General features: G+C 65.9%; 17 protein-coding genes. 7 read left to right on the top strand and 10 right to left on the bottom strand.

Annotation, left to right across the window (positions count from 1 at the left end):
* Positions 1-94 precede the first annotated feature (94 nt).
* Genes coaBC through Har1131_RS13905 form a run of 5 tightly spaced genes read right to left on the bottom strand, consistent with a single transcriptional unit; the run spans position 95 to position 6,048 of the window.
* Positions 95-1,261: a bifunctional phosphopantothenoylcysteine decarboxylase/phosphopantothenate--cysteine ligase CoaBC gene (gene coaBC, locus Har1131_RS13925; RefSeq protein WP_151146883.1), complete on the bottom strand. Its 1,167-nt coding sequence runs from the start codon at positions 1,259-1,261 to the stop codon at positions 95-97.
* A 50-nt stretch (positions 1,262-1,311) separates the two neighbouring features.
* Positions 1,312-2,877 (bottom strand): hypothetical protein, encoded by a 1,566-nt coding sequence (locus Har1131_RS13920; protein WP_151146879.1) that lies wholly within the window; start codon positions 2,875-2,877, stop codon positions 1,312-1,314.
* On the bottom strand, positions 2,874-4,199 hold the full coding sequence (locus Har1131_RS13915) for a DUF58 domain-containing protein (RefSeq protein ID WP_014039696.1): 1,326 nt from the start codon (positions 4,197-4,199) through the stop codon (positions 2,874-2,876). Before Har1131_RS13915 ends, Har1131_RS13920 begins: the two co-directional genes overlap by 4 nt.
* A complete protein-coding gene (locus Har1131_RS13910; protein WP_014039697.1) occupies positions 4,196-4,939 on the bottom strand; it encodes a hypothetical protein in 744 nt (247 codons plus the stop codon). The genes Har1131_RS13915 and Har1131_RS13910 overlap by 4 nt, the downstream gene beginning before the upstream one ends.
* On the bottom strand, positions 4,939-6,048 hold the full coding sequence (locus Har1131_RS13905) for a DUF4129 domain-containing protein (RefSeq protein WP_151146876.1): 1,110 nt from the start codon (positions 6,046-6,048) through the stop codon (positions 4,939-4,941). The genes Har1131_RS13910 and Har1131_RS13905 overlap by 1 nt, the downstream gene beginning before the upstream one ends.
* Before the next feature lie 101 nt (positions 6,049-6,149).
* Here Har1131_RS13905 and Har1131_RS13900 point away from each other — a divergent pair, with 101 nt between their 5' ends.
* On the top strand, positions 6,150-7,214 hold the full coding sequence (locus tag Har1131_RS13900) for a M48 family metalloprotease (RefSeq protein ID WP_151146874.1): 1,065 nt from the start codon (positions 6,150-6,152) through the stop codon (positions 7,212-7,214).
* Here Har1131_RS13900 and Har1131_RS13895 read toward each other — a convergent pair.
* Positions 7,206-7,946 carry an NAD(P)/FAD-dependent oxidoreductase gene (locus tag Har1131_RS13895; RefSeq protein ID WP_129756089.1) on the bottom strand — a complete coding sequence of 247 codons (741 nt, stop codon included), beginning with the start codon at positions 7,944-7,946 and terminating at the stop codon, positions 7,206-7,208. The two genes, Har1131_RS13900 and Har1131_RS13895, sit on opposite strands and share 9 nt — an antisense overlap.
* A gap of 155 nt (positions 7,947-8,101) precedes the next feature.
* Here Har1131_RS13895 and Har1131_RS13890 point away from each other — a divergent pair, with 155 nt between their 5' ends.
* The 6 genes from Har1131_RS13890 to Har1131_RS13865 all read left to right on the top strand — a co-directional run bounded on the left by Har1131_RS13890 (position 8,102) and on the right by Har1131_RS13865 (position 13,406).
* Positions 8,102-9,316, top strand: a complete 1,215-nt coding sequence (locus tag Har1131_RS13890; protein WP_014039701.1) for a proteasome-activating nucleotidase — start codon at positions 8,102-8,104, stop codon at positions 9,314-9,316.
* Between the two features lie 128 nt (positions 9,317-9,444).
* Positions 9,445-10,026, top strand: a complete 582-nt coding sequence (locus Har1131_RS13885; protein WP_151102977.1) for a DUF420 domain-containing protein — start codon at positions 9,445-9,447, stop codon at positions 10,024-10,026.
* 65 nt (positions 10,027-10,091) lie between these two features.
* Positions 10,092-11,315, top strand: coding sequence for an HD domain-containing protein (locus tag Har1131_RS13880; protein WP_129756090.1), 1,224 nt, complete (start codon positions 10,092-10,094; stop codon positions 11,313-11,315).
* A 21-nt stretch (positions 11,316-11,336) separates the two neighbouring features.
* Entirely contained in the window at positions 11,337-12,362 is a 1,026-nt protein-coding gene (locus Har1131_RS13875; RefSeq protein WP_129756091.1) for an amidohydrolase family protein, read from the top strand.
* Between the two features lie 33 nt (positions 12,363-12,395).
* A complete protein-coding gene (locus tag Har1131_RS13870) occupies positions 12,396-12,854 on the top strand; it encodes an SHOCT domain-containing protein (protein ID WP_014039705.1) in 459 nt (152 codons plus the stop codon).
* 72 nt (positions 12,855-12,926) lie between these two features.
* Entirely contained in the window at positions 12,927-13,406 is a 480-nt protein-coding gene (locus Har1131_RS13865) for a universal stress protein (protein ID WP_050037648.1), read from the top strand.
* Between the two features lie 20 nt (positions 13,407-13,426).
* Here the strand turns inward: Har1131_RS13865 and Har1131_RS13860 are convergent, their stop codons facing one another.
* The 4 genes from Har1131_RS13860 to Har1131_RS13845 all read right to left on the bottom strand — a co-directional run bounded on the left by Har1131_RS13860 (position 13,427) and on the right by Har1131_RS13845 (position 18,280).
* A complete protein-coding gene (locus tag Har1131_RS13860) occupies positions 13,427-14,374 on the bottom strand; it encodes a biotin--[acetyl-CoA-carboxylase] ligase (protein ID WP_050037649.1) in 948 nt (315 codons plus the stop codon).
* A 63-nt stretch (positions 14,375-14,437) separates the two neighbouring features.
* Positions 14,438-16,282, bottom strand: coding sequence for an acetyl-CoA carboxylase biotin carboxylase subunit (locus Har1131_RS13855; protein WP_151102980.1), 1,845 nt, complete (start codon positions 16,280-16,282; stop codon positions 14,438-14,440).
* 139 nt (positions 16,283-16,421) lie between these two features.
* Positions 16,422-16,727 carry a hypothetical protein gene (locus Har1131_RS13850; protein ID WP_050007831.1) on the bottom strand — a complete coding sequence of 102 codons (306 nt, stop codon included), beginning with the start codon at positions 16,725-16,727 and terminating at the stop codon, positions 16,422-16,424.
* Between the two features lie 2 nt (positions 16,728-16,729).
* Positions 16,730-18,280: an acyl-CoA carboxylase subunit beta gene (locus Har1131_RS13845; RefSeq protein ID WP_014039710.1), complete on the bottom strand. Its 1,551-nt coding sequence runs from the start codon at positions 18,278-18,280 to the stop codon at positions 16,730-16,732.
* Between the last annotated feature and the right edge of the window lie 80 nt (positions 18,281-18,360).

Genomic DNA, 18,360 nt, shown 5'->3' with positions numbered 1-18,360 from the left:
TTAGAAACTCCGAATAGCGGTTCGTCGGGCAGTACTGTCGTTATCGGACCGGAGCAACGGAACACGCAAAACTATTTCGTAATCGGTTACGCGGTCAGCCACGACTGGACAGATGGTCACCGATTTCGTCGGCGACACGAGCGCCGAGTCCCTCCTTGTCCCCAACGTACTCCGTGGCCGTGTCCGCGTCGACGAGCAGGGCGCGCGTCTCGTCGGCCCCCATCACGCTCGCGTCGTTGGCGACCACGAAAGTCAGCCCGGCCCGCTCGCGTATCTCGCGGGCGCGCTCGATCAGCGTCTCGTCGTCACCCTCCGTTTCGACCTTGAACCCGACGATAGGGAGGTCGGGGTGGGCCGACCGAACGGTGTCGATGAGCTTCGGCGTCGGTTGCAGCGTCAGCGTCAGTTCCGCCTGCCCGCTCTTGATTTTCTCCGGTGCCTGCTCGACGGTGTAATCCGAGATGGCGGCCGCCGAGACCAGCGCGTCGGCCGAGTCGGCGACCCGACGAACGGCCTCGGTCATCTCCGCGGCTGATTCGACCTTCTCGACGGTGGCGTACGGCACGTCTGGCCCGTCGTGGACGAGCGTCACGTCGGCCCCGCGGGCGTAACAGGCCCGTGCGACTGCCCGGCCGGTCCGCCCCGATGAGCGGTTCGAGAGCGTCCGCACCGGGTCGACTGACTCCGTGGTCGCACCTGCGGTCACGACGACGTGTTCGTCCGCAAGCGGCCGGTCGTCCGCGGCCCGTGCAGTCGCCGTGACGATGGCCTCCTCCGTTGCAATCTTGGCTTTCCCTTCCTCGATCCGCGGGTCCACGAAGTCGACCCCCCAGGACTCGACGCGGTCGATGGCGTCCAGCACGCCGGGGTGGTCGTACATCGGTTCGTGCATCGCCGGCGCGACGACGACCGGCACGTCCGCGCCGAGAGCGGTCGTCGCACACGTCGTCACAGGTGTGTCGTCGATGGCTCCCGCAACCTTCCCGACGGTGTTTGCCGTCGCCGGTGCGAGCAAGAGCACATCCCCCCAGCCCGAGCGCCCGCAGAGGTCGACGTGCTCGACACTGCCCGTGATTTCGGAAACAACCTCGTTGTCCGTGGCGAACTCGAGTGCCCACGGGTGGACGATGCCCGTCGCGCTGTCGGTCATCACGGCCCGGACGGACGCCCCCTGTCGTCGGAGTTCGTGTGCGAGCTCCACCGTCTTGACGGCCGCGATAGACCCCGACACCCCCAGGACGACGTTGACTCCGGTCAGCATACCTGCCGGTTCGCGGTGCGGGGGTAAAAGCCCCTGTCTCTCCGGCGGGCCTAGTCGCCGTCAGTAGCGGGCTGCTCGTTTCGCGTACCACTCCTGTCGCTGCTGGTACGTGGTCCCCCGTCGTGGGCGTTCAGCGCGAGAGTGAAGGCGGCTATCGCAAGCAGGACCAGTCCGAGCGCGACCACCGAGCTGAGCGAGAGCCCGGCCGACGTGGTCGGAACCGCGACCGGGATGAGCACGTACCTGACGAGCATCACGAGCAGGATAGCCCCGGTGAGGACGGCCGCAGTGCCGGTGACGTGGACGAATTCGCTGTCCGTCGTTTCGGCGTCTCGGCCCAACTGGTGGCCGATACTGCTGGCGTGCGCGCCGGCGTCCCAGACCAGCAGCGCCGCCGCGCTCCCGACGAGAACGAGTATCGGTGCGAGTCCGCGCTCCGCTCCGAGCAGCGTCATGACGAACAGGAGTCCGCTCCCGGCCGCGAATCCCGCCACACGTCGGGACAGCAACTCCGCACCGACTAGTTCGGACAGCACCGTGACGAGTCCACGAAGGACGACGACCGAAACCAAGACGCCGAGAAGGACCACGGTCGCCGAGCCGTAGTGGCCGCCCCCAGTATAGGTCGGTGCTACCCGCCGGGTCACGCCAGCGGCCGTAAGGACCAGCGCGCCCAGCAGCAGCACCACTGGGAGCACGATACTGCCGGTCTGCCGCGCCAGCAACCGTCCGGGGTTGTCCCCCAGCCACTGTAGCAGCCACTGCCGGAGCCGTTCGACGACGAGGATACTCAGTAACGCCAGCAGTCCGGCTACAAGGGGGAGGTGGAGCGGACCACTGAGAACGACCCGCAGGGCCGAGCCGAGCACCGGGAGGCTATCGAGGAAGCGGTCGAACAGTCCCTGTGCTGTCGGGACAAACGCTACGAGCAACTGCAGGCCCACGGCGGCTTTGACGTAGCGGTCGACGTCCCACCAGCTCGTCCCCAGCAGGTCCAGTCGCCCGAGCGTCCGGTCGGTCGTCGCCGTGGGTGCCGGAATCCACGATTCGAGCGTCTCCGTGACCCGGTCCAGCAACAACAGGGTGAGGAGGACACCAGCCTGTAGCGTCACGAAGCCCACGAGCGGCTGGACCGAGAAGCCGGCAACGACACGGACGAGCACCCAGGGCAGCCTGACGGCAGCGGCGACGGCACAGACGATTGTGGCGCAGATACCGACCACCAGTACCACGAAACTCTCGTCGAGCATCGCCGTGAGTTCGTCCGTCGCGTCGGTCGGCGGCACCAGTCCGCTACTCGCGTCGATGACGACGAGTGTGGCGGCCAGCGGGAACCCGAGCGCCACGACGAGCGACCAGTAGTCAGTCGCCAACAGCGCGGTTCCACAGAACACGCCCGCGCCGATGACGACGGCAACGCTGCCGCCGGCGATGCGGTCGTGGGTATCGCTACGGAGCGCCCAGACCCCAGCTGCGATACAGAGCCCGCCGACGAAGCCGGTCAGGACTAGTATCGGGTCCACGACAGCGACGGCAAGGGCGAGCGAGACGAGCACCGCGACTGTTCCGGCCAGCGCCGCGCTCGATGCCGCCGGCCGACTGTCGAGTTCCGTCATGCCCACCGCTCCGTTGCGCGAATGAGGGCTTTGGCGAGCGGTTCCGCGGGCGTCCAGTCGACGACCCGAACCCTCCCTCGAAGGTCGTCGAGGCGGGCCGTTCGGTCGATTCGTTCGACGGTACTGCCCGGACTGTCCCCGGTCGTCATGTCCGGGCTGACGACCGTGACCGCGTGCCCGTACGCGGCGAGCCGTTTCGCCGCATCGGCCGCCCGGTCGTCGAGCAGGGGCGTACAGAACACGACCTGTGACTCGCTCGGTATCGAGCGGTCGAGCGTCGCCACCGCGTCGCCGCCGTCGGCGATGCCGTACCGGTCTGTCATCCCGGTCGGCGACTGCATCCGCCGGGTTCGGGTGCCGGTGTCGAGCAGCGATGAACCGCGGGCCCCCGACGACCCGGTGGCCGCCCCGTTCACAGTCCCCTCTAGAAACGCCTCCAATCGCTGTTCCTGTGCCCGATTGGCCGACGGCTGGAGCGTCTCACAACTGTCGTAGACGGCGGCACCCACCCGGTTGTCCATGTCCAGCAACGCCGAGCCGACCTGCTGGGCCGCGTAGGCACAGAACTGGACAGCCGTGGGCGTGCCCGTCTCGCCCGCAACGGGGTGTCGGGAATCCACGAGCGTGATGACGGTGGCCGCCCGCGTCTCCTTGAACTCGACTGTCGCCAGCTCGTTGGTCTTCGCGAGGCGGTTCCAGTCGACGCGGTTCATCGGGTCTGAGGACTGGTGCTCGCGGATGGCGTAGAAAGCGAGGCCGTTCCCGCCGGCGTCCGTCGGCACGCGCCCGGACTGGGAGAGTGTCTGTCCCGAAAGCGGGACGGTGTCCACGCTGGCACTGCACGAGAGTGTCGTCTCGACGGCGACCTGCTCGGCGAACTCGACGGTCCCGGTCAGGTTCCGGCAGACGACCGCTACGTCGGTGAACGCGTGGTCCCCGCGCCGGGCTTCGACGGTGTAGGTGACCGAACCCGACGCCCCGGCTTCGAGATGGGTACCAAAGCGCGGGGAGCCGTCCACGACTTCGAGCCGCTCGGGGACGCCGTCGAGGACGCGAACGTCGGGCAGGGTCGCGTCCCCGTCGTTCGTGAGCGTCAGCGTCACTGTCACCTCCGACCCGGGGACCGGGTCGGCCGGTTCGACGTGACGCTCGACCGTGAGCGTCGGTTCAGGGTCGCCGATGGCCGCCTGATAGGCCGCGTACACCAGCGCCACTGCCGCGACCATGAAAACCGCCGGGTTCCCGGTGACGATTCCGGCCCCGCCGGCCACCAGCGCGGCCGAGACGCCCACGTTTCGCTGTGTCGTCTCTCGGGTGCTCATGCACCCTCACCTCGCTGGAGCCGTCGTATCTCGGTCGCCGCCGCTTCGACTTTCCGGTCGAACCCCTCGCCGCTGGCCCAGTCACGTAGTTGCATCTCGATTGGCGGGTCGGGTGCGTCCGGGCCGCCGAGGAAGGCGGCCGCCCGGCGGTCGTCCGTCCACGAGCCAGTACGGACGTCCCGGGCCGCCGCCTCCGTCGACATGTCCGCCGTTTCGACCAGCACCTGTCTCGCGGCCTCGCGGAGCCTGTTCCTGACTTCGGACGCATAGCTCGCTTCGAGGCCGTTGTAGGGGTCGACACGTCCGTCGATCTTCGCGAGTAGCTCGTCGATATCATCGCCGACCATATCGCCGGATTTCGCCTGTGTCGCCTCGGGTTCCAGCAGTTCGTCGAGCAGTTCTGCCGGCTCGTCGTCTGTACCGTCGTCACGATACGGGTCACGCGGCTGGCTCCCTTTCACTGGCGGGAGGTCCGACTCCTGTGTCAACACGACAGTATACAGACCGAAGAGGCCGATTACGACGGCTCCGATACTTGCACCGAGCCGGAGCCGTCTAGCCGTCCCGCTGCCGACATCTGGGAGGACTGAGGGAAAAGTAACGACGAACACCGCTCCGGCAAGTGCGACGAGTCCCAACAGCGTGTGCCGGACGAACTTGCGCCCCGGCGTCGGGCGTTCGACGCTGACGTCGATGGTTGCGCTGGCGGTCTCACCTTGTCGTGACTCTGAATCGCTCATCAGTCGTCACCTCCGCCGAGGAGCTGTCTGAGGGCGTTCCGGGCCGATTCGGCTCGGGCACCAGTCGCCGACCGCCCGCCGTACTCGACCTCGCGGAAGAGGGTTGTTAGCCGGCGAACGGGCTCTGCCGGAAGTCCACTGTCGATAGCCCGGCGGGCGTACTCGCCGGGCGTCGCCGTCTCGGGGTCCGACACGGAGACGCGGTCGGCCAGTAGTGCCCATGCCTCTTGGATGGACAGGCTATCGATGTCCGGGCCGTCGTCCGCCTCTGCCGTCGATTCGGTGGCCGTCGACTGCCGCTGCTCCGAGTCCGACGAACCAAACAGCGACGGGCTATCGACGCCACTTCGGACTGAGGCGAGGAAGCCGCCGGTCCCACCGAAGCCCCTGAGGGCTCTGAACGGCGCGACCGAGAGCGACCCGAGCGTACTCGGCAGGCCGGCGACCCCTCGCAGTGACATCGTGCCGACCGACCCGATTCCCGTCGCCAATCCGGTCAGGACACCGCCGGAGACGGCGCTGATACCGGCCCCGACTCGTGAGAGCGCCGACGACCCCGAGAGCAGCGCGGCGGTCGTTACCTTCGGAATCCGGCCGATGGTCCGCCCAACCGCGCCGTTCGAAACCGCCGAGACGACTGTCCCGGCCAATCTGTCGAGGAGCGGGTGCAGGAGGAATCCGGCGTCTGTCGACCCGTCGCGTTCCGGGTCTGATGCCGCCCGGATGACACCGACCGCGACGGCGCCGAACCCGCCGATAAGCGCCAGCCCGATCAGTTTCACCAGAACTGGGGACCCGCTGTCTTCGCCTTCACCGGCTACCGGCGTCGCTGTCGCCGTCTCCGTCGGTGTTGGCGTCGCTGTCGCTGCCGGCTCGTCGCTCGTCCTCGGCGTCGTCTCTGCCCCATCGCTCGTCGCTACCGGCGTCGACCCACTGTCGACGTCGTCGGGTGCTGTTCCGTCGGGCGTGACCGGCTCGCTCGCTCGGCTGTCGAGGGGACCGCTCGACTCGAACTCGACGCCGAGCGCGCCGGGAAACAGCGCCGTGCCGAACAGGACAGCGACCGCACAGAGGAGGGCGAGGGCGGCACGAACCAGCTTTGTTGACACTGTAGCACCGTTTCCGGTGACAGGATAAATATTTTCCCTCACTGCTGGACTGTCCGAACAGAAAACCTTTCATCCGCTGTGGGTATAGCAGAACTACCTCTATGCGGACACTGACTCGCCGGATGCTGTGGACTCTCCTGCTCCTCCTCGCCGTCGACATCGCTGTGGTCGCGACCGCGGCGGTGCTCCTGACACCCTGGCTTGCGCCGGTGCGGGATGCTGTCGCGGCTCACCTCCCGTTCGGTGGGGCGTCGGCACGCATCGCCTGGTGGGTGGCTGTTCTCGCCCCTGCCCTCGTCGCGTTTGTCTGGGCACAGCTGCGATACACCAGAGCCCAGACAATGGCCGAGGTTGACGCTCGCATCGTCGGTCCCGAGGAGTACCCCGCCCTCCACGAACGGGTGCAGCGGCTCGCGCAACTGGCCGACCTCACGCCGCCACGGATTGCCGTCGCAGACGCCGACGTGCCAAACAGCTTCGCCATCGGGACGCTCGGCGGCGCGACGGTGGTCGTCAGCGAGGGACTGCTGGCGACGCTCGGAGGTGACGAACTCGACGCGGTGCTGGCCCACGAACTCATGCACGTCGCCAACCGCGACGCGACCGTCATGACGCTGGCCAGTTTCCTCCCGTCGCTGACAAACGGCGAGTACGACCCGCTTGATGACCTCCTCCCCGGCGGGAGCGGGAGTCGCTATGCGCTCGGGCTGGTCGCGCTCGGCTTCGCGTACGTGTGCAGCGCCCGGGTGCTCGCGGCCCCCGTCGGAAGCCTCTCGTTCACGCTTGGTTTCCTGTTCCTGTTCGCGGTGACAGTCCTGTTCGGCGGCGTCGCGCTGGGCGTGTTCACTGCCCCCGTCGTCGTCCTCGGCCGGTCGCTGTCACGCGCTCGGGAGTTCGCCGCCGACCGGAGCGCGGCCCAGTTGACCGGCGACCCCGCCGCGCTCGTCGAGGCGTTAGAGACACTCGAAGGAAATGACGAACGGCCGGGGACCGATAAGCGCACCGCGTACGCGGGCGTCCGCGGACTGTGCTTTCTCCCACACGGGTTCGACACGGCGGCGTCGAGCGATTCGCTGTCCATCGACACACGGTCACACCCGCCGACAGCCGAGCGAATCGAACGGCTGCAGTCAGTTGCACGCTCGCTCGAAACAGGGTCAGTCTGAGTCCTCGTCGACGCTCGGATGCATCGTCGGCTCGCCCGGCATCGGCTCCTCGAAGTACCGCCGCATGACCTCCAGTGACTCCTGTTCGCGTTCTTTGCGCTCTTCCTCGTCGATTTCCTCGCAGCCCGGCGGAACCGGGCGGTCGCGGCCGGTGAAATACCCCTCCGGCGCGGTCCAGTCGTGATAGAAGTCGATGTCTGAGTTCTCTATCAGTGTCAGCCCGACCTGTGCGCCGTGGCCCGCGGCGACGATGGTCTGGTGGTGCTGCTCGGCCAGCCGGCCGGCCGCGTACAGCCCCTCGATATCGGTCCGGCCCTGGTCGTCGGTCGAGATGAACTGCTTCGACCCGCGGTCGACGAGTGATAGCTCCAGCCCCTCTAGATACGACGGGTCCGACCAGGAGGCGGCGATGAGGTACGTCGCGTCGTAGGACTCACCGTCGGCACAGGTGACTTCGAAGCCCTCCTCGGTTTCCGCCACCTGCTCGGCTTCGCCGTCGATGAACCAGACGCCGGCGCGCCGCGCCTGTGCCCGCATGAGTTCGAGCAAGAGCCGTGGGTTGATTCCCGCCGGGAACCCCGGGTAGTTCTCCAGGTGAGCATTGCGGTTCAGTATCGACTCACCGGTCGAGATAATCCGAGTCGACAGGTCGGCGCGAGCGGTGTATATCGCCGCCGAAAGTCCGGCGACGCCCCCGCCCACGATGATGACTTCTTCGCGGTCGGTTGGCATAGACAGATGTTTTCGATGGGGGCCAAGAAACGTGCCGGTTTGAGACCTATAGACGGAGAGCGGTCAGTAACGGCCCCGTCAAGGCACACACCGGGCGATACAGTTTCTGAGACTACCCGAAGCCTCATAACGATACACCTACTAAAGGCGTCGTAATGACCGACACCGTCGACGAGGTCGATATGCCGTACGACGATGACGCGTCTCAGCAACAGAAGATCGAGGCGCTGCAGGAGCGGCTAGAGGTGCTCGAATCGCAGAATGAGGAGATGCGCGACAAGCTGCTGGACGCGAACGCGGAAAACAACAAGTACCAGCAGAAGCTCGAACGGCTCACGCACGAGAACAAGAAGCTCAAGCAGTCACCGCTGTTTGTCGCGACCGTTCAGGAACTCTCCAGTGACGGCGTGATTATCAAACAGCACGGCAACAACCAGGAGGCCCTGACAGAGGTCACTGACGAGATGCGCGAGGACCTCGAACCCGACGACCGCGTCGCCGTCAACAACTCGCTCTCTATCGTCAAACAGCTCGACGACGAGACCGACGTTCGCGCTCGCGTGATGCAGGTCGACCAGTCGCCGGATGTCACATTCGCCGACATCGGCGGTATCGAAGAGCAGATGGAGGAGGTCCGCGAGACCGTCGAGATGCCGCTGAAGAGCCCCGAGATGTTCGAAGACGTCGGCATCGACCCGCCGAGCGGCGTCCTGCTGCACGGTCCGCCCGGCACCGGCAAGACGATGCTGGCGAAGGCCGTCGCCAACGAGACCGACGCGACGTTCATCAAGATGGCCGGCTCCGAGCTGGTCCACAAGTTCATCGGCGAGGGCGCAAAGCTCGTCCGCGACCTGTTCGAACTGGCCCGTCAGGAGGAGCCCGCCGTCGTCTTCATCGACGAGATCGACGCCATCGCGGCCAAGCGGACGGAGTCGAAGACCTCCGGCGACGCCGAGGTCCAGCGGACGATGATGCAACTGCTCTCGGAGATGGACGGCTTCGACGACCGCGGCGACATCCGTATCATCGCCGCGACGAACCGCTTCGACATGCTCGACCGCGCCATCCTCCGCCCCGGCCGCTTCGACCGCCTCATCGAAGTGCCCAACCCCGATGTCGAGGGCCGCAAGCAGATCTTCCAGATCCACACCCGCAGCATGAACGTCTCCGACGACGTGGAGTTCGAGGCGCTGGCCGAGGAGATAACGGACGCCTCCGGTGCTGACGTGAAGGCCATCTGTACCGAGGCCGGGATGTTCGCCATCCGCGACGACCGCACCGAGGTCACGATGGCTGACTTCCACAACGCCTGGGAGAAGATCCAGCAGGAGGAGACCGACGACGAGGACGTCTCCCGGACCTTCGCCTGATTCGGCCACGCTTCTATCGGATTTCCCGCCGTTTTTCCGAGTCAGCAGCCACCGCTCCGGCTCGCAATCGCGCCGCTGTTCCCGCCCGTTTCAGAACACAGTTACCACTCCGGTCCTGAACTGTTGCTATGGCCGTCGCAGACACACTCCAGTCGCGTGCCCGCGCTCGTCCGCGGCTCGTCACCGCTGTCGTCTCGGTCGTTGGCTACGCGCTCGTGTTCGGCGCGTTCGGTGGCGTATTACCCCTCCCCGAGTTCTCGAACGACACCGTCATCCTGCTGGGTGACGCAATCGCCGTCGTCAACAGTATCGCGTTGCTCGCAATCATCGCCGGTGTCTACTTCATCAAGAACAATCAGGTACAGAAACACCGCGCAGCGATGCTGACCGCGTTCACGCTCATCATGGTGTTTCTGGCGCTGTATATTCTCAAAGTCGGCGGCGGCTTCGAGAAGGAGATCGTCGCCGAGGGGGTCGTCTGGACGGCGTACATCGTGATGCTCGCCATCCATATCCTGCTGTCCGCGGTGTCCGTGCCCGTCGTCGTTCACGCGGTCGTGCTCGGGCTGACGCACTCTCCCGCTGAACTCAGGGAGACGATTCACGCTCGCGTGGGCCGCATCGCCGTCTCGGCCTGGGGGCTGAGCCTCTTTCTCGGACTCGTGACCTACGTCATGCTGAACCACATCTACGGCTGGGTCCCCCGGTAGGCGACGACCCTCCCGGTGCGTGCGGTGGCGAACGATTTTGCCGGCCGCCGTCGTAGGCCCGGGCAATGACCACAATCAAGGACAGCGTCCACGACCACATCGAGATTCAGGGCGTCGCGGCGGCATTGCTCGATACACCGCCGGTCCAGCGGCTTCGGCACATCTCCCAGCTCGGCACGGTGACGCTAGTCTACCCTTCGGCGAACCACACTCGATTCGAGCACTCGCTGGGTGTTTATCACCTCGCGGACCGGGCACTATCTCACCTCGGCATTGAGGGCCAGCAGGCCGAACGGGTCCGCGCCGCGGCACTGCTCCACGACGTGGGACATTCGCCGTACAGCCACAACGTCGAGGCGCTCATCCACCGTCGGACAGGCAAGTACCACGACGACGTGGACGAACTGCTCGGTGACGGTCCTGTCGCGCGGGTGCTCACCGAACACGGCCTCAATCCGGACCGCGTGGCCGGCCTCGTTGCTGGCGAAGGCGAACTGGGCCAGCTCGTCTCCGGCGAACTGGACGTCGACCGGATGGACTATCTGGTCCGTGACGCCCACCACACGGGCGTGCCCTACGGGACCATCGACCACGAGCGGCTGGTCCGGGAGCTGTGTTTCGTCGACGGCGAACTCGTCCTGGACGAGGGGAACGTCCAGACGGCCGAGTCGCTCCTGCTCGCACGGGCGCTGATGAACCCCACCGTCTACCAGCACCACGTCGCCCGCATTGCCAAGTCGATGCTGCGCCGGGGGACTGAGGAACTGCTCGCCGCGACTGACACGACGGCCGAGGCGCTTCGCCGATGGGACGACAACGACCTGCTCGTGGCGCTCCGACAGTGTGACGCGACGGAAGCGTACGCCCGGCGGCTGAGTCAGCGGGACCTGTACAAGCGCGCCGTCTGGGCGGAGTGGGGGGCCGTGCCCGACGAGATTCTGGCGGCCGACCACGACGCGGTCGGCGCGATGGAGCGGGCTATCGCCGACGAAGCGAACGTCGACAGCGACGCTGTCGTGCTCGATATCCCGCCCGAACCGTCGATGACCGAGTCGAGCAGCCGTGTCCTCGTCAACGGCGACGTCCGCCGGCTCGGCGAGCAGTCGACCCTGGTCAACGCCATCCGCGCCGCCCAGCGCGACCAGTGGCGACTCGGCGTCTACGCGCCGGCGGACGAGAGCGAGCGGGTCGGTTCGGCGGCGATCCGCGAACTCGGACTCGATCTCGACGGGGCCAGAGTCCGGGACGTGCGGACGGGTATCCATGCCACCCTCGATGAGTTTAACTGAGAGAACGGGCGAACGGAGAGTATGATTCTCGAAGGGACGATTCTGACGGGACGGTCGTTCGAGGCTGTCGAGGGCCGCGTCGTGGTCGAAGACGGGGAGATAGCCGCCGTCGAGGAGACCGCGGTCGACAGCGACGACATCGTGGTCCCGGCGTTCGTCAACGCCCACACCCACATCGGCGATTCAATCGCCAAGGAGGCCGGAGAGGGGCTCTCGCTGGAAGAACTGGTCGCGCCGCCGGACGGCCTGAAACACCGATTACTCCGCGATGCGAGCCGGGACGAACTGGTGGCCGCGATGGCGCGGACGCTGTCGTTCATGGAGCAGTCCGGGACTGGCGCGTTCATCGAGTTCCGGGAGGGCGGCGTTGAGGGCGTCCGCGCGATACAGGACGCGCTGGCGGGTTCAGACCTCGACAGCGTCATTCTCGGACGCGAGACGACCGATGCAATGGAATTGGCCGACGGCTTTGGCGCGAGCGGGGCCAACGACAGCGAGTTCGGGGCGGAACGGCGCGCGACACGACAGGCCGGGAAGCTGTTCGGCATCCACGCGGGCGAGGTCGACAGCTCCGACATCAACCCCGCGCTCGACCTTGACCCCGACTTCCTCGTCCACATGGTTCACGCCGAGTCGCTGCATCTCGAACGGGTCGCCGACAGCGAAATCCCCGTCGTCGTCTGTCCCCGGTCGAACATCGTCACCGACGTGGGCCGTCCGCCGGTCGAGGAACTGGCCGACCGGACGACAGTCGCGCTCGGGACGGACAACGTCATGCTCAACAGCCCGTCGATGTTCCGCGAGATGGAGTTTACCGCGAAGCTGTACGACATTTCCGCCCGTGAGGTACTGCGGATGGCCACAGTCAACGGGGCTGAAATCGCTGGGCTTGGCGGCGGTCTGGTCAAGCCCGGGCAGCCGGCACGCCTGCTCGTTCTCGACGGGGATTCGGACAACCTCTCCGGGGCGCGAAACCCGGTTCGGGCTGTCGTTCGCCGGGCGGAGACGGCCGACGTTCGGCGGGTCGTCCACCCCGGGACGGAATAATTCTTATCACTGCGGGAATAGTATCCTTGGGCGATGCCCTCCACCACCGACCGCGCCCTGAGCACACCACTGAAGATACTCCTGTATGGCCTGCTCGGAGTCGTGTCGCTGATTGTCGTTCTTGCCGCTGTGAGACTCGTGTTCGGACTGTTCTGGGGCCTTGTCGGCCTCGCATTCGGTATCGTCTCCCTGGCGGCTACTATCGGGGTGCTGGCGGCTATCGGCTACGCCGTGTACTGGTTTGCGTCGAGACTCATCGGTCAGGACGAGGCGACGGCGTCGACCACTGACGTGTCACAGACGCAGGCCACGCACACAGCAGGTGCGCCCAGTGCCGACGAGACAGACCCTGTCGAACGGCTGTCCGAGCGTTACGCCAACGGGGAGATAACCGAAGCCGAACTGGAACGACGGCTCGAACAGGCCCTCGACGAACCGGCGCTGGATGGCTCCGGGGCAACAGAGTACGAACGGGACCGAGAGCTGAACTGAGCTCTATCCTGCTCGATTGTTGTATGTTGCCTGTTACCAAACTATATCCCTTCAGCCAGACAATAGTACAGCATGTACGACAGGATACTGGTGCCGACAGACGGCTCGCCGGGGTCAGAAGCGGTACTCACACACGCTGAAACACTTGCGACGACCCACGACAGCGAGATTCACGCGCTGTACGTCGTCGACACCGGCCGGTTCTCGACGCTCCCGCACGAACCGACGTGGGAGAGCGTCACCGATTCGCTCCACCGCGAGGGCGAGATGGCCCTGGACATGGTGGAGCGTCTCGTTGCCGACGATGTGACTGTCACGCGAGCCACGGCCGAGGGAAGCCCGAGCCGGGAAATCATCGACTACGCGAGCCAGCACGACTGTGACCTCATCGTGATGGGGACCCATGGACGCGGCGGCATCGACCGCCTGTTGCTGGGAAGCGTCGCCGAACGGGTCGTCCGGTCGGCCCACGTCCCGGTCGTCACTGTTCCGGTCGAGACGACGCCACAGGATATCTCGGAGGACGAACAGCCTACCGGCGTCCCACAGTGACGTGTCTCCTGTCGTCGCCCTCACTCCGTAACCGGACGGAGATGTTCGCAATCTCCCGCTGAAACGATTTTTGTCCCGGACTCTGTCTCGATGACGAGCGCGCCCGGGAACTGGATATCTACGGCTTCGCCCTCGATGGGGCCGCCCGGCGTCTCGACCCGGACCTGTTGTCCCAGCGTCGTCGCGTACTCCCGCCACGCCTCGACGACCTGCTCCGTGTCCTGGCGCAGCGAGTCGAACTCCTCCAGCAGTCGCTGGGTGAACAGCCGTCGGTCGACCGGCTCGTCGCGCTCGGCCGAGAGACTCGTCGGGTTCGCTTCGTCGGGCAAGTCCGCGGGGTCGACGTTCGCGTTGACGCCGATGCCCACGACGACCCACGAGACGCGGTCGGCCTCGCCTTCCATCTCGGTGAGGATGCCGACTAGCTTGCGTTCTTCCTCGCCGCGCCGGACGAGCACGTCGTTGGGCCACTTGATGCTGGCGTCGATGCCGGCCTCGCGGGCCGCCCGCGTCACCGCGACGGCCGCCGCGAGCGTGAACACCGGCGCGTGGGCCATCGGCACGTCGGGCCGGAACAGCACCGAGAGCCAGGCCCCGCCGCTCGGTGAGTGCCAATCGCGGTCGAGTCGCCCCCGGCCGCCGGTCTGTTCGTCGGCCAGCACTACGACGTCCGACGCCCCCTCCGCCGCGAGGTCGCGGGCACGAGCGTTCGTGCTGGGGATGCTGTCGTGGTACTCGACGGAGAACGGCGCGTCGAGGCCGTATTCGACCGCGCTCGCCCCGAACTCCGGTACCGAATCGAGGACGTAGCCCGCATCGTCGCTGCGGATCTCGAACCCCTCGTCACGCAGGGCTTCGACGTGCTTCCAGACCGCAGAGCGGGAGATGTCCAGTTCGTCGGCGAGGGTCGGCCCCGAGACAGGGCCGTCTGCCAGTGCATCGAGTACCCGGTGGCGTGTCTCGTTCATGGAGGGGGCTTCGACCGGCCGGAATAAAAGGCGTCTGCAGCGCGCGGCGGGCAGGCCGCTCGCTCACCCGATCACAAAGAGCAAGTCGCCCATGTCGACGGATTCGCCCTCGCTGACGGCTACGTCGTTGACAGTGCCGCCGCGTTCGGCGACAATGTCGTTTTCCATCTTCATCGCTTCCAGCACACAGAGGACGTCGCCGGCCTCGACCTCATCGCCTTCCTCGACGTTGACCTCCAGAATCGTCCCCTGCATCTCCGCGGCGACTTCCTGCCCTTCGGCGGCGGTGGCACTGCCGCCTCCGCTGTCTGAACTACTGCCGCCCCGTGGCCGCTGTGGCTGGCTCCCGCCGTCGGCGTCCACGTCGCCGACGTTGATCGGGGGTGCGCCGCGCTCTTCGAGGTCGACTTGGAACCGCTTGCCGTTGACTTCGACGGTGAACTCGCGTTCGACGACTTCCTCGTCCTCGTCTCCGTCGGATTCGGTGACTGTGCCCCATTTCTCCTGTGCATCCTCGACGCGCGTGCGGTCGAGGTGTTCGTCGAGGTACTTCGTGGTGTGTGTCCCGGTGACGAACTTCTCGTCGGTGAGCATCAGGCGGTGGAACGGAATGACAGTCGGGATGCCTTCGATGTCGAAGTCCTTGAGCGCCCGTTTCCCGCGCTCGATACACTCCTCACGGTCCCCGCCGTAGGTGATGAGCTTCGCGATCATCGAGTCATAGTCCGTGACGAGGTCGTCGCCCTGCCGGAGCGCGTCGTCGAGGCGGACGCCGATACCGCCCGGCGGGTCGTAGGTGTCGAGGCTGCCGCCGGTTGCGGGCGCGAAGTCGTCAGCGGCGTTCTCGGCGTTGATGCGGAACTCCATCGCGTGACCTTCGATCTCCACGTCGTCCTGCTCGAAGGTGATCTCCTTGTCCATCGCCACCCGAAGTTGCCACTTGACGATGTCGATGTCGGTGATCTCCTCGGTGACGCAGTGCTCGACCTGAATGCGGGTGTTAACCTCGAGGAAATAGAAGTTCGCCTCCTCGCCGAGCAGTTCCCCTTGCTCGCGGTCGGTGTCCTCTTCGACGAGGAACTCGACAGTCCCGGCGTTGTAGTAGTCCGATTCGCGGACGCCGCGGCGGGCAGCGTCGCCGATCTTCTCGCGGAGCGCATCGTTCAGGGCCGGCGATGGCCCCTCCTCAATGACCTTCTGGTGGCGGCGCTGGAGCGAGCAGTCACGCTCGCCCAGATGCCGGACGTTGCCGTGGTGGTCGGCGATGATCTGGACCTCGATGTGGCGGGGGTTCTCAAGATACCGTTCGAGATACACCGAATCGTTCGAGAAGTACGCCTCTCCTTCCCGCTTTGCGCTTTCGAGTTGTTCCTCGGCTTCCTCAGGGTCGTGGACGATTTTCATCCCGCGGCCGCCACCGCCACCCTCGGCCTTGATGGCCACCGGGAAGCCGTTTTCCTCGCCGAACTCGACGACTTCCTCGGGGTCATCGACCGGGTCGGTCGTCCCGGGGACGATGGGCACGTCGGCCGACTGCATGATCTTGCGGGCCTTTGTCTTCTCGCCCAGTGCCTCCATCGACTCGCTCTCGGGGCCGACCCAGGTGACGCCGTCCGTCTCCTGGACGCGCTCCGCGAAGTCGGCGTTCTCCGCGAGGAAGCCGTACCCAGGATGGATGGCGTCCGCGTCGGCCTGCTTGGCAGCGTCGATAATCGCTTCCTGGTCGAGATAGGAGTCTGCGGCACGGGCCGGACCGACGTTGTACGCCTCGTCCGCATACCGGACGTGACCGGCGTGCTTGTCGGCATCAGAGTAGACGGCCACTGTGCCGATGCCCAACTCCTCGCATGCGCGCATCACGCGCACCGCTATCTCCCCGCGATTAGCGACGAGCACCTTATCGAACATACGCCCTCATACTGAGAGTCGGCCCATAAAACTATGCGCAGATAGCGGCCAAACTTACATATATAATCATGTTAGTGTGGAACATGACCACAAACCGACTCAGGGCGTCGCCGAGCAACTGACAAAAAACTGTCCGCGATTAGAACCGTTCGGCGCGGCCGGCAGCGCTCCAGGGGTCGGTCGGAGCGTCCGAGCGGACCCGGACGGAGCGCTTTTGCGTGGCTTCGACGCGCCCGGAGAACGACCACTGCTTGCCGTCCCAGGAGTCCCCGTCGTCTGCCGCCGCAGCAGCCGCGGCCGCTGCCGCCGCGCGCTGTCGGTCGGTGAGGTGCGCGCCGACAGCGACGGCAATGGCGGCCGCCTCGTCCGTCGACGCGTCGTCGAGCTGTGCGGCGATCTCCGCGACCAGTTCGGCATCGACAGCCGAGTCAGTGTCTGCGGCCATCGTTACAGTGGGATGTTGCCGTGCTTGCGGTCGGGCTGGTCCTTGCGTTTCCCCCGGAGGAGGTCAAGGTCGTCGATGAGCCGCGGGCGGGTTTCCTGGGGTTCGATGACATCGTCGACGAAGCCGCGCTTGGCCGCCGTATAGGGGTTTGCGAAGGCGTCGCGGTACTCGTCGATGAGTTGTTGCCGGCGGGCCTCCACGTCGTCGGCGTCTTCCAGTTCGTCGTCGTAGAGGACGTTGACCGCGCCCTTCGGCCCCATCACGGCGATTTCGGCGGTTGGCCAGGCGTAGTTCATGTCTGCGCCGATGTGTTTCGACGCCATCACGTCGTAGGCCCCGCCGTAGGCCTTCCGCGTGATGACGGTCACCAGTGGGACGGTGGCCTCGGAGTAGGCGTACAGGAGCTTCGCGCCGTGGTTGATGATGGCGTTACGCTCCTGGTCCTTGCCGGGCATGAACCCGGGCACGTCGACGAACGTGAGAATCGGGATGTTGAACGCGTCACAGAACCGGACAAAGCGAGCGCCCTTCCGCGAGGCATTGATGTCGAGCGTGCCGGCGTTGACTCGTGGCTGATTGCCGACGACGCCGACGCTGTGGCCGTCCATGCGGGCGAACCCGATGACGATATTGCGCGCGAAGTCCTCGGCCACCTCGAAGAAGGAGTCTTCGTCGACGATGCGTCCAACGACATCCGTCATGTCGTAGGGTTTCTGTGGTGCGTCGGGAACAGCCGTCTTCAGTGCCTCGTCCCGCCGTTCAGGGTCGTCCCAGGGTTTGACCCGCGGCGGGTCCTCGACGTTGTTCTGGGGGAGATACGAGAGGAGGTACCGGATGTCGTCCATCGCCTCTTTCTCGTCGGCGGCCGTGAAGTGAGCCACCCCGGACTCGGAGGCGTGGGTCTTCGCGCCGCCGAGTTCGTCGAAGCCGACCTCCTCGCCGGTCACCGTCTCGATGACGTCGGGCCCGGTGATGAACATGTGGCTGGTCTCCTCGACCATGTAGACGAAGTCCGTAATGGACGGGGAGTACACTGCACCGCCGGCACACGGCCCCATGATGGCCGAAATCTGTGGCACGACACCGCTAGCTTGCTGATTGCGGTGGAAGATATCGGCGTAGCCCGCCAGCGAGTCGATCCCTTCCTGAATCCGCGCGCCGGCGGAGTCGTTCAGCCCGATAATGGGTGCGCCCGTTTCGATGGCCTTGTCCATCACCTTACAGACTTTCTGTGCGAACGCCTCGCCCAGCGACCCGCCGAAGACGGTGAAGTCGTGGGCGAAGACGTACACCCGGCGGCCGTCGACTTTGCCGTAGCCGACGACGACGCCGTCTCCCGGTACTTTCTTGTCGGCCATGTCGAAGTTCGTCGAGCGGTGTTCACGGAGCGAGTCGATCTCGACGAAGGTGCCGTCGTCGAGGAAGTAATCGATGCGCTCACGCGCGGTGAGTTTCCCGCGGTCGTGTTGCGCCTCGATTCGTTCCTCGCCACCACCTCGTTCGGCCTCGGCTTTTCGTTCCCGAAGGTCCTCGACACGGTCATCGTGGCTCACGCGATATCACTTCTCCCGGACCGGAGCATATCCGACTCCTTGCGGGCATCCGAGAAAAGCGTTATCAAACTTCACCATTA

The organism is Haloarcula sp. CBA1131, assembly GCF_008728975.1.
Classification (GTDB): Archaea; Halobacteriota; Halobacteria; order Halobacteriales; family Haloarculaceae; genus Haloarcula; species Haloarcula hispanica.
The sequence above is the reverse complement of the archived record's forward strand: the minus strand, read 5'-3'. Positions and strand labels throughout refer to the sequence as shown.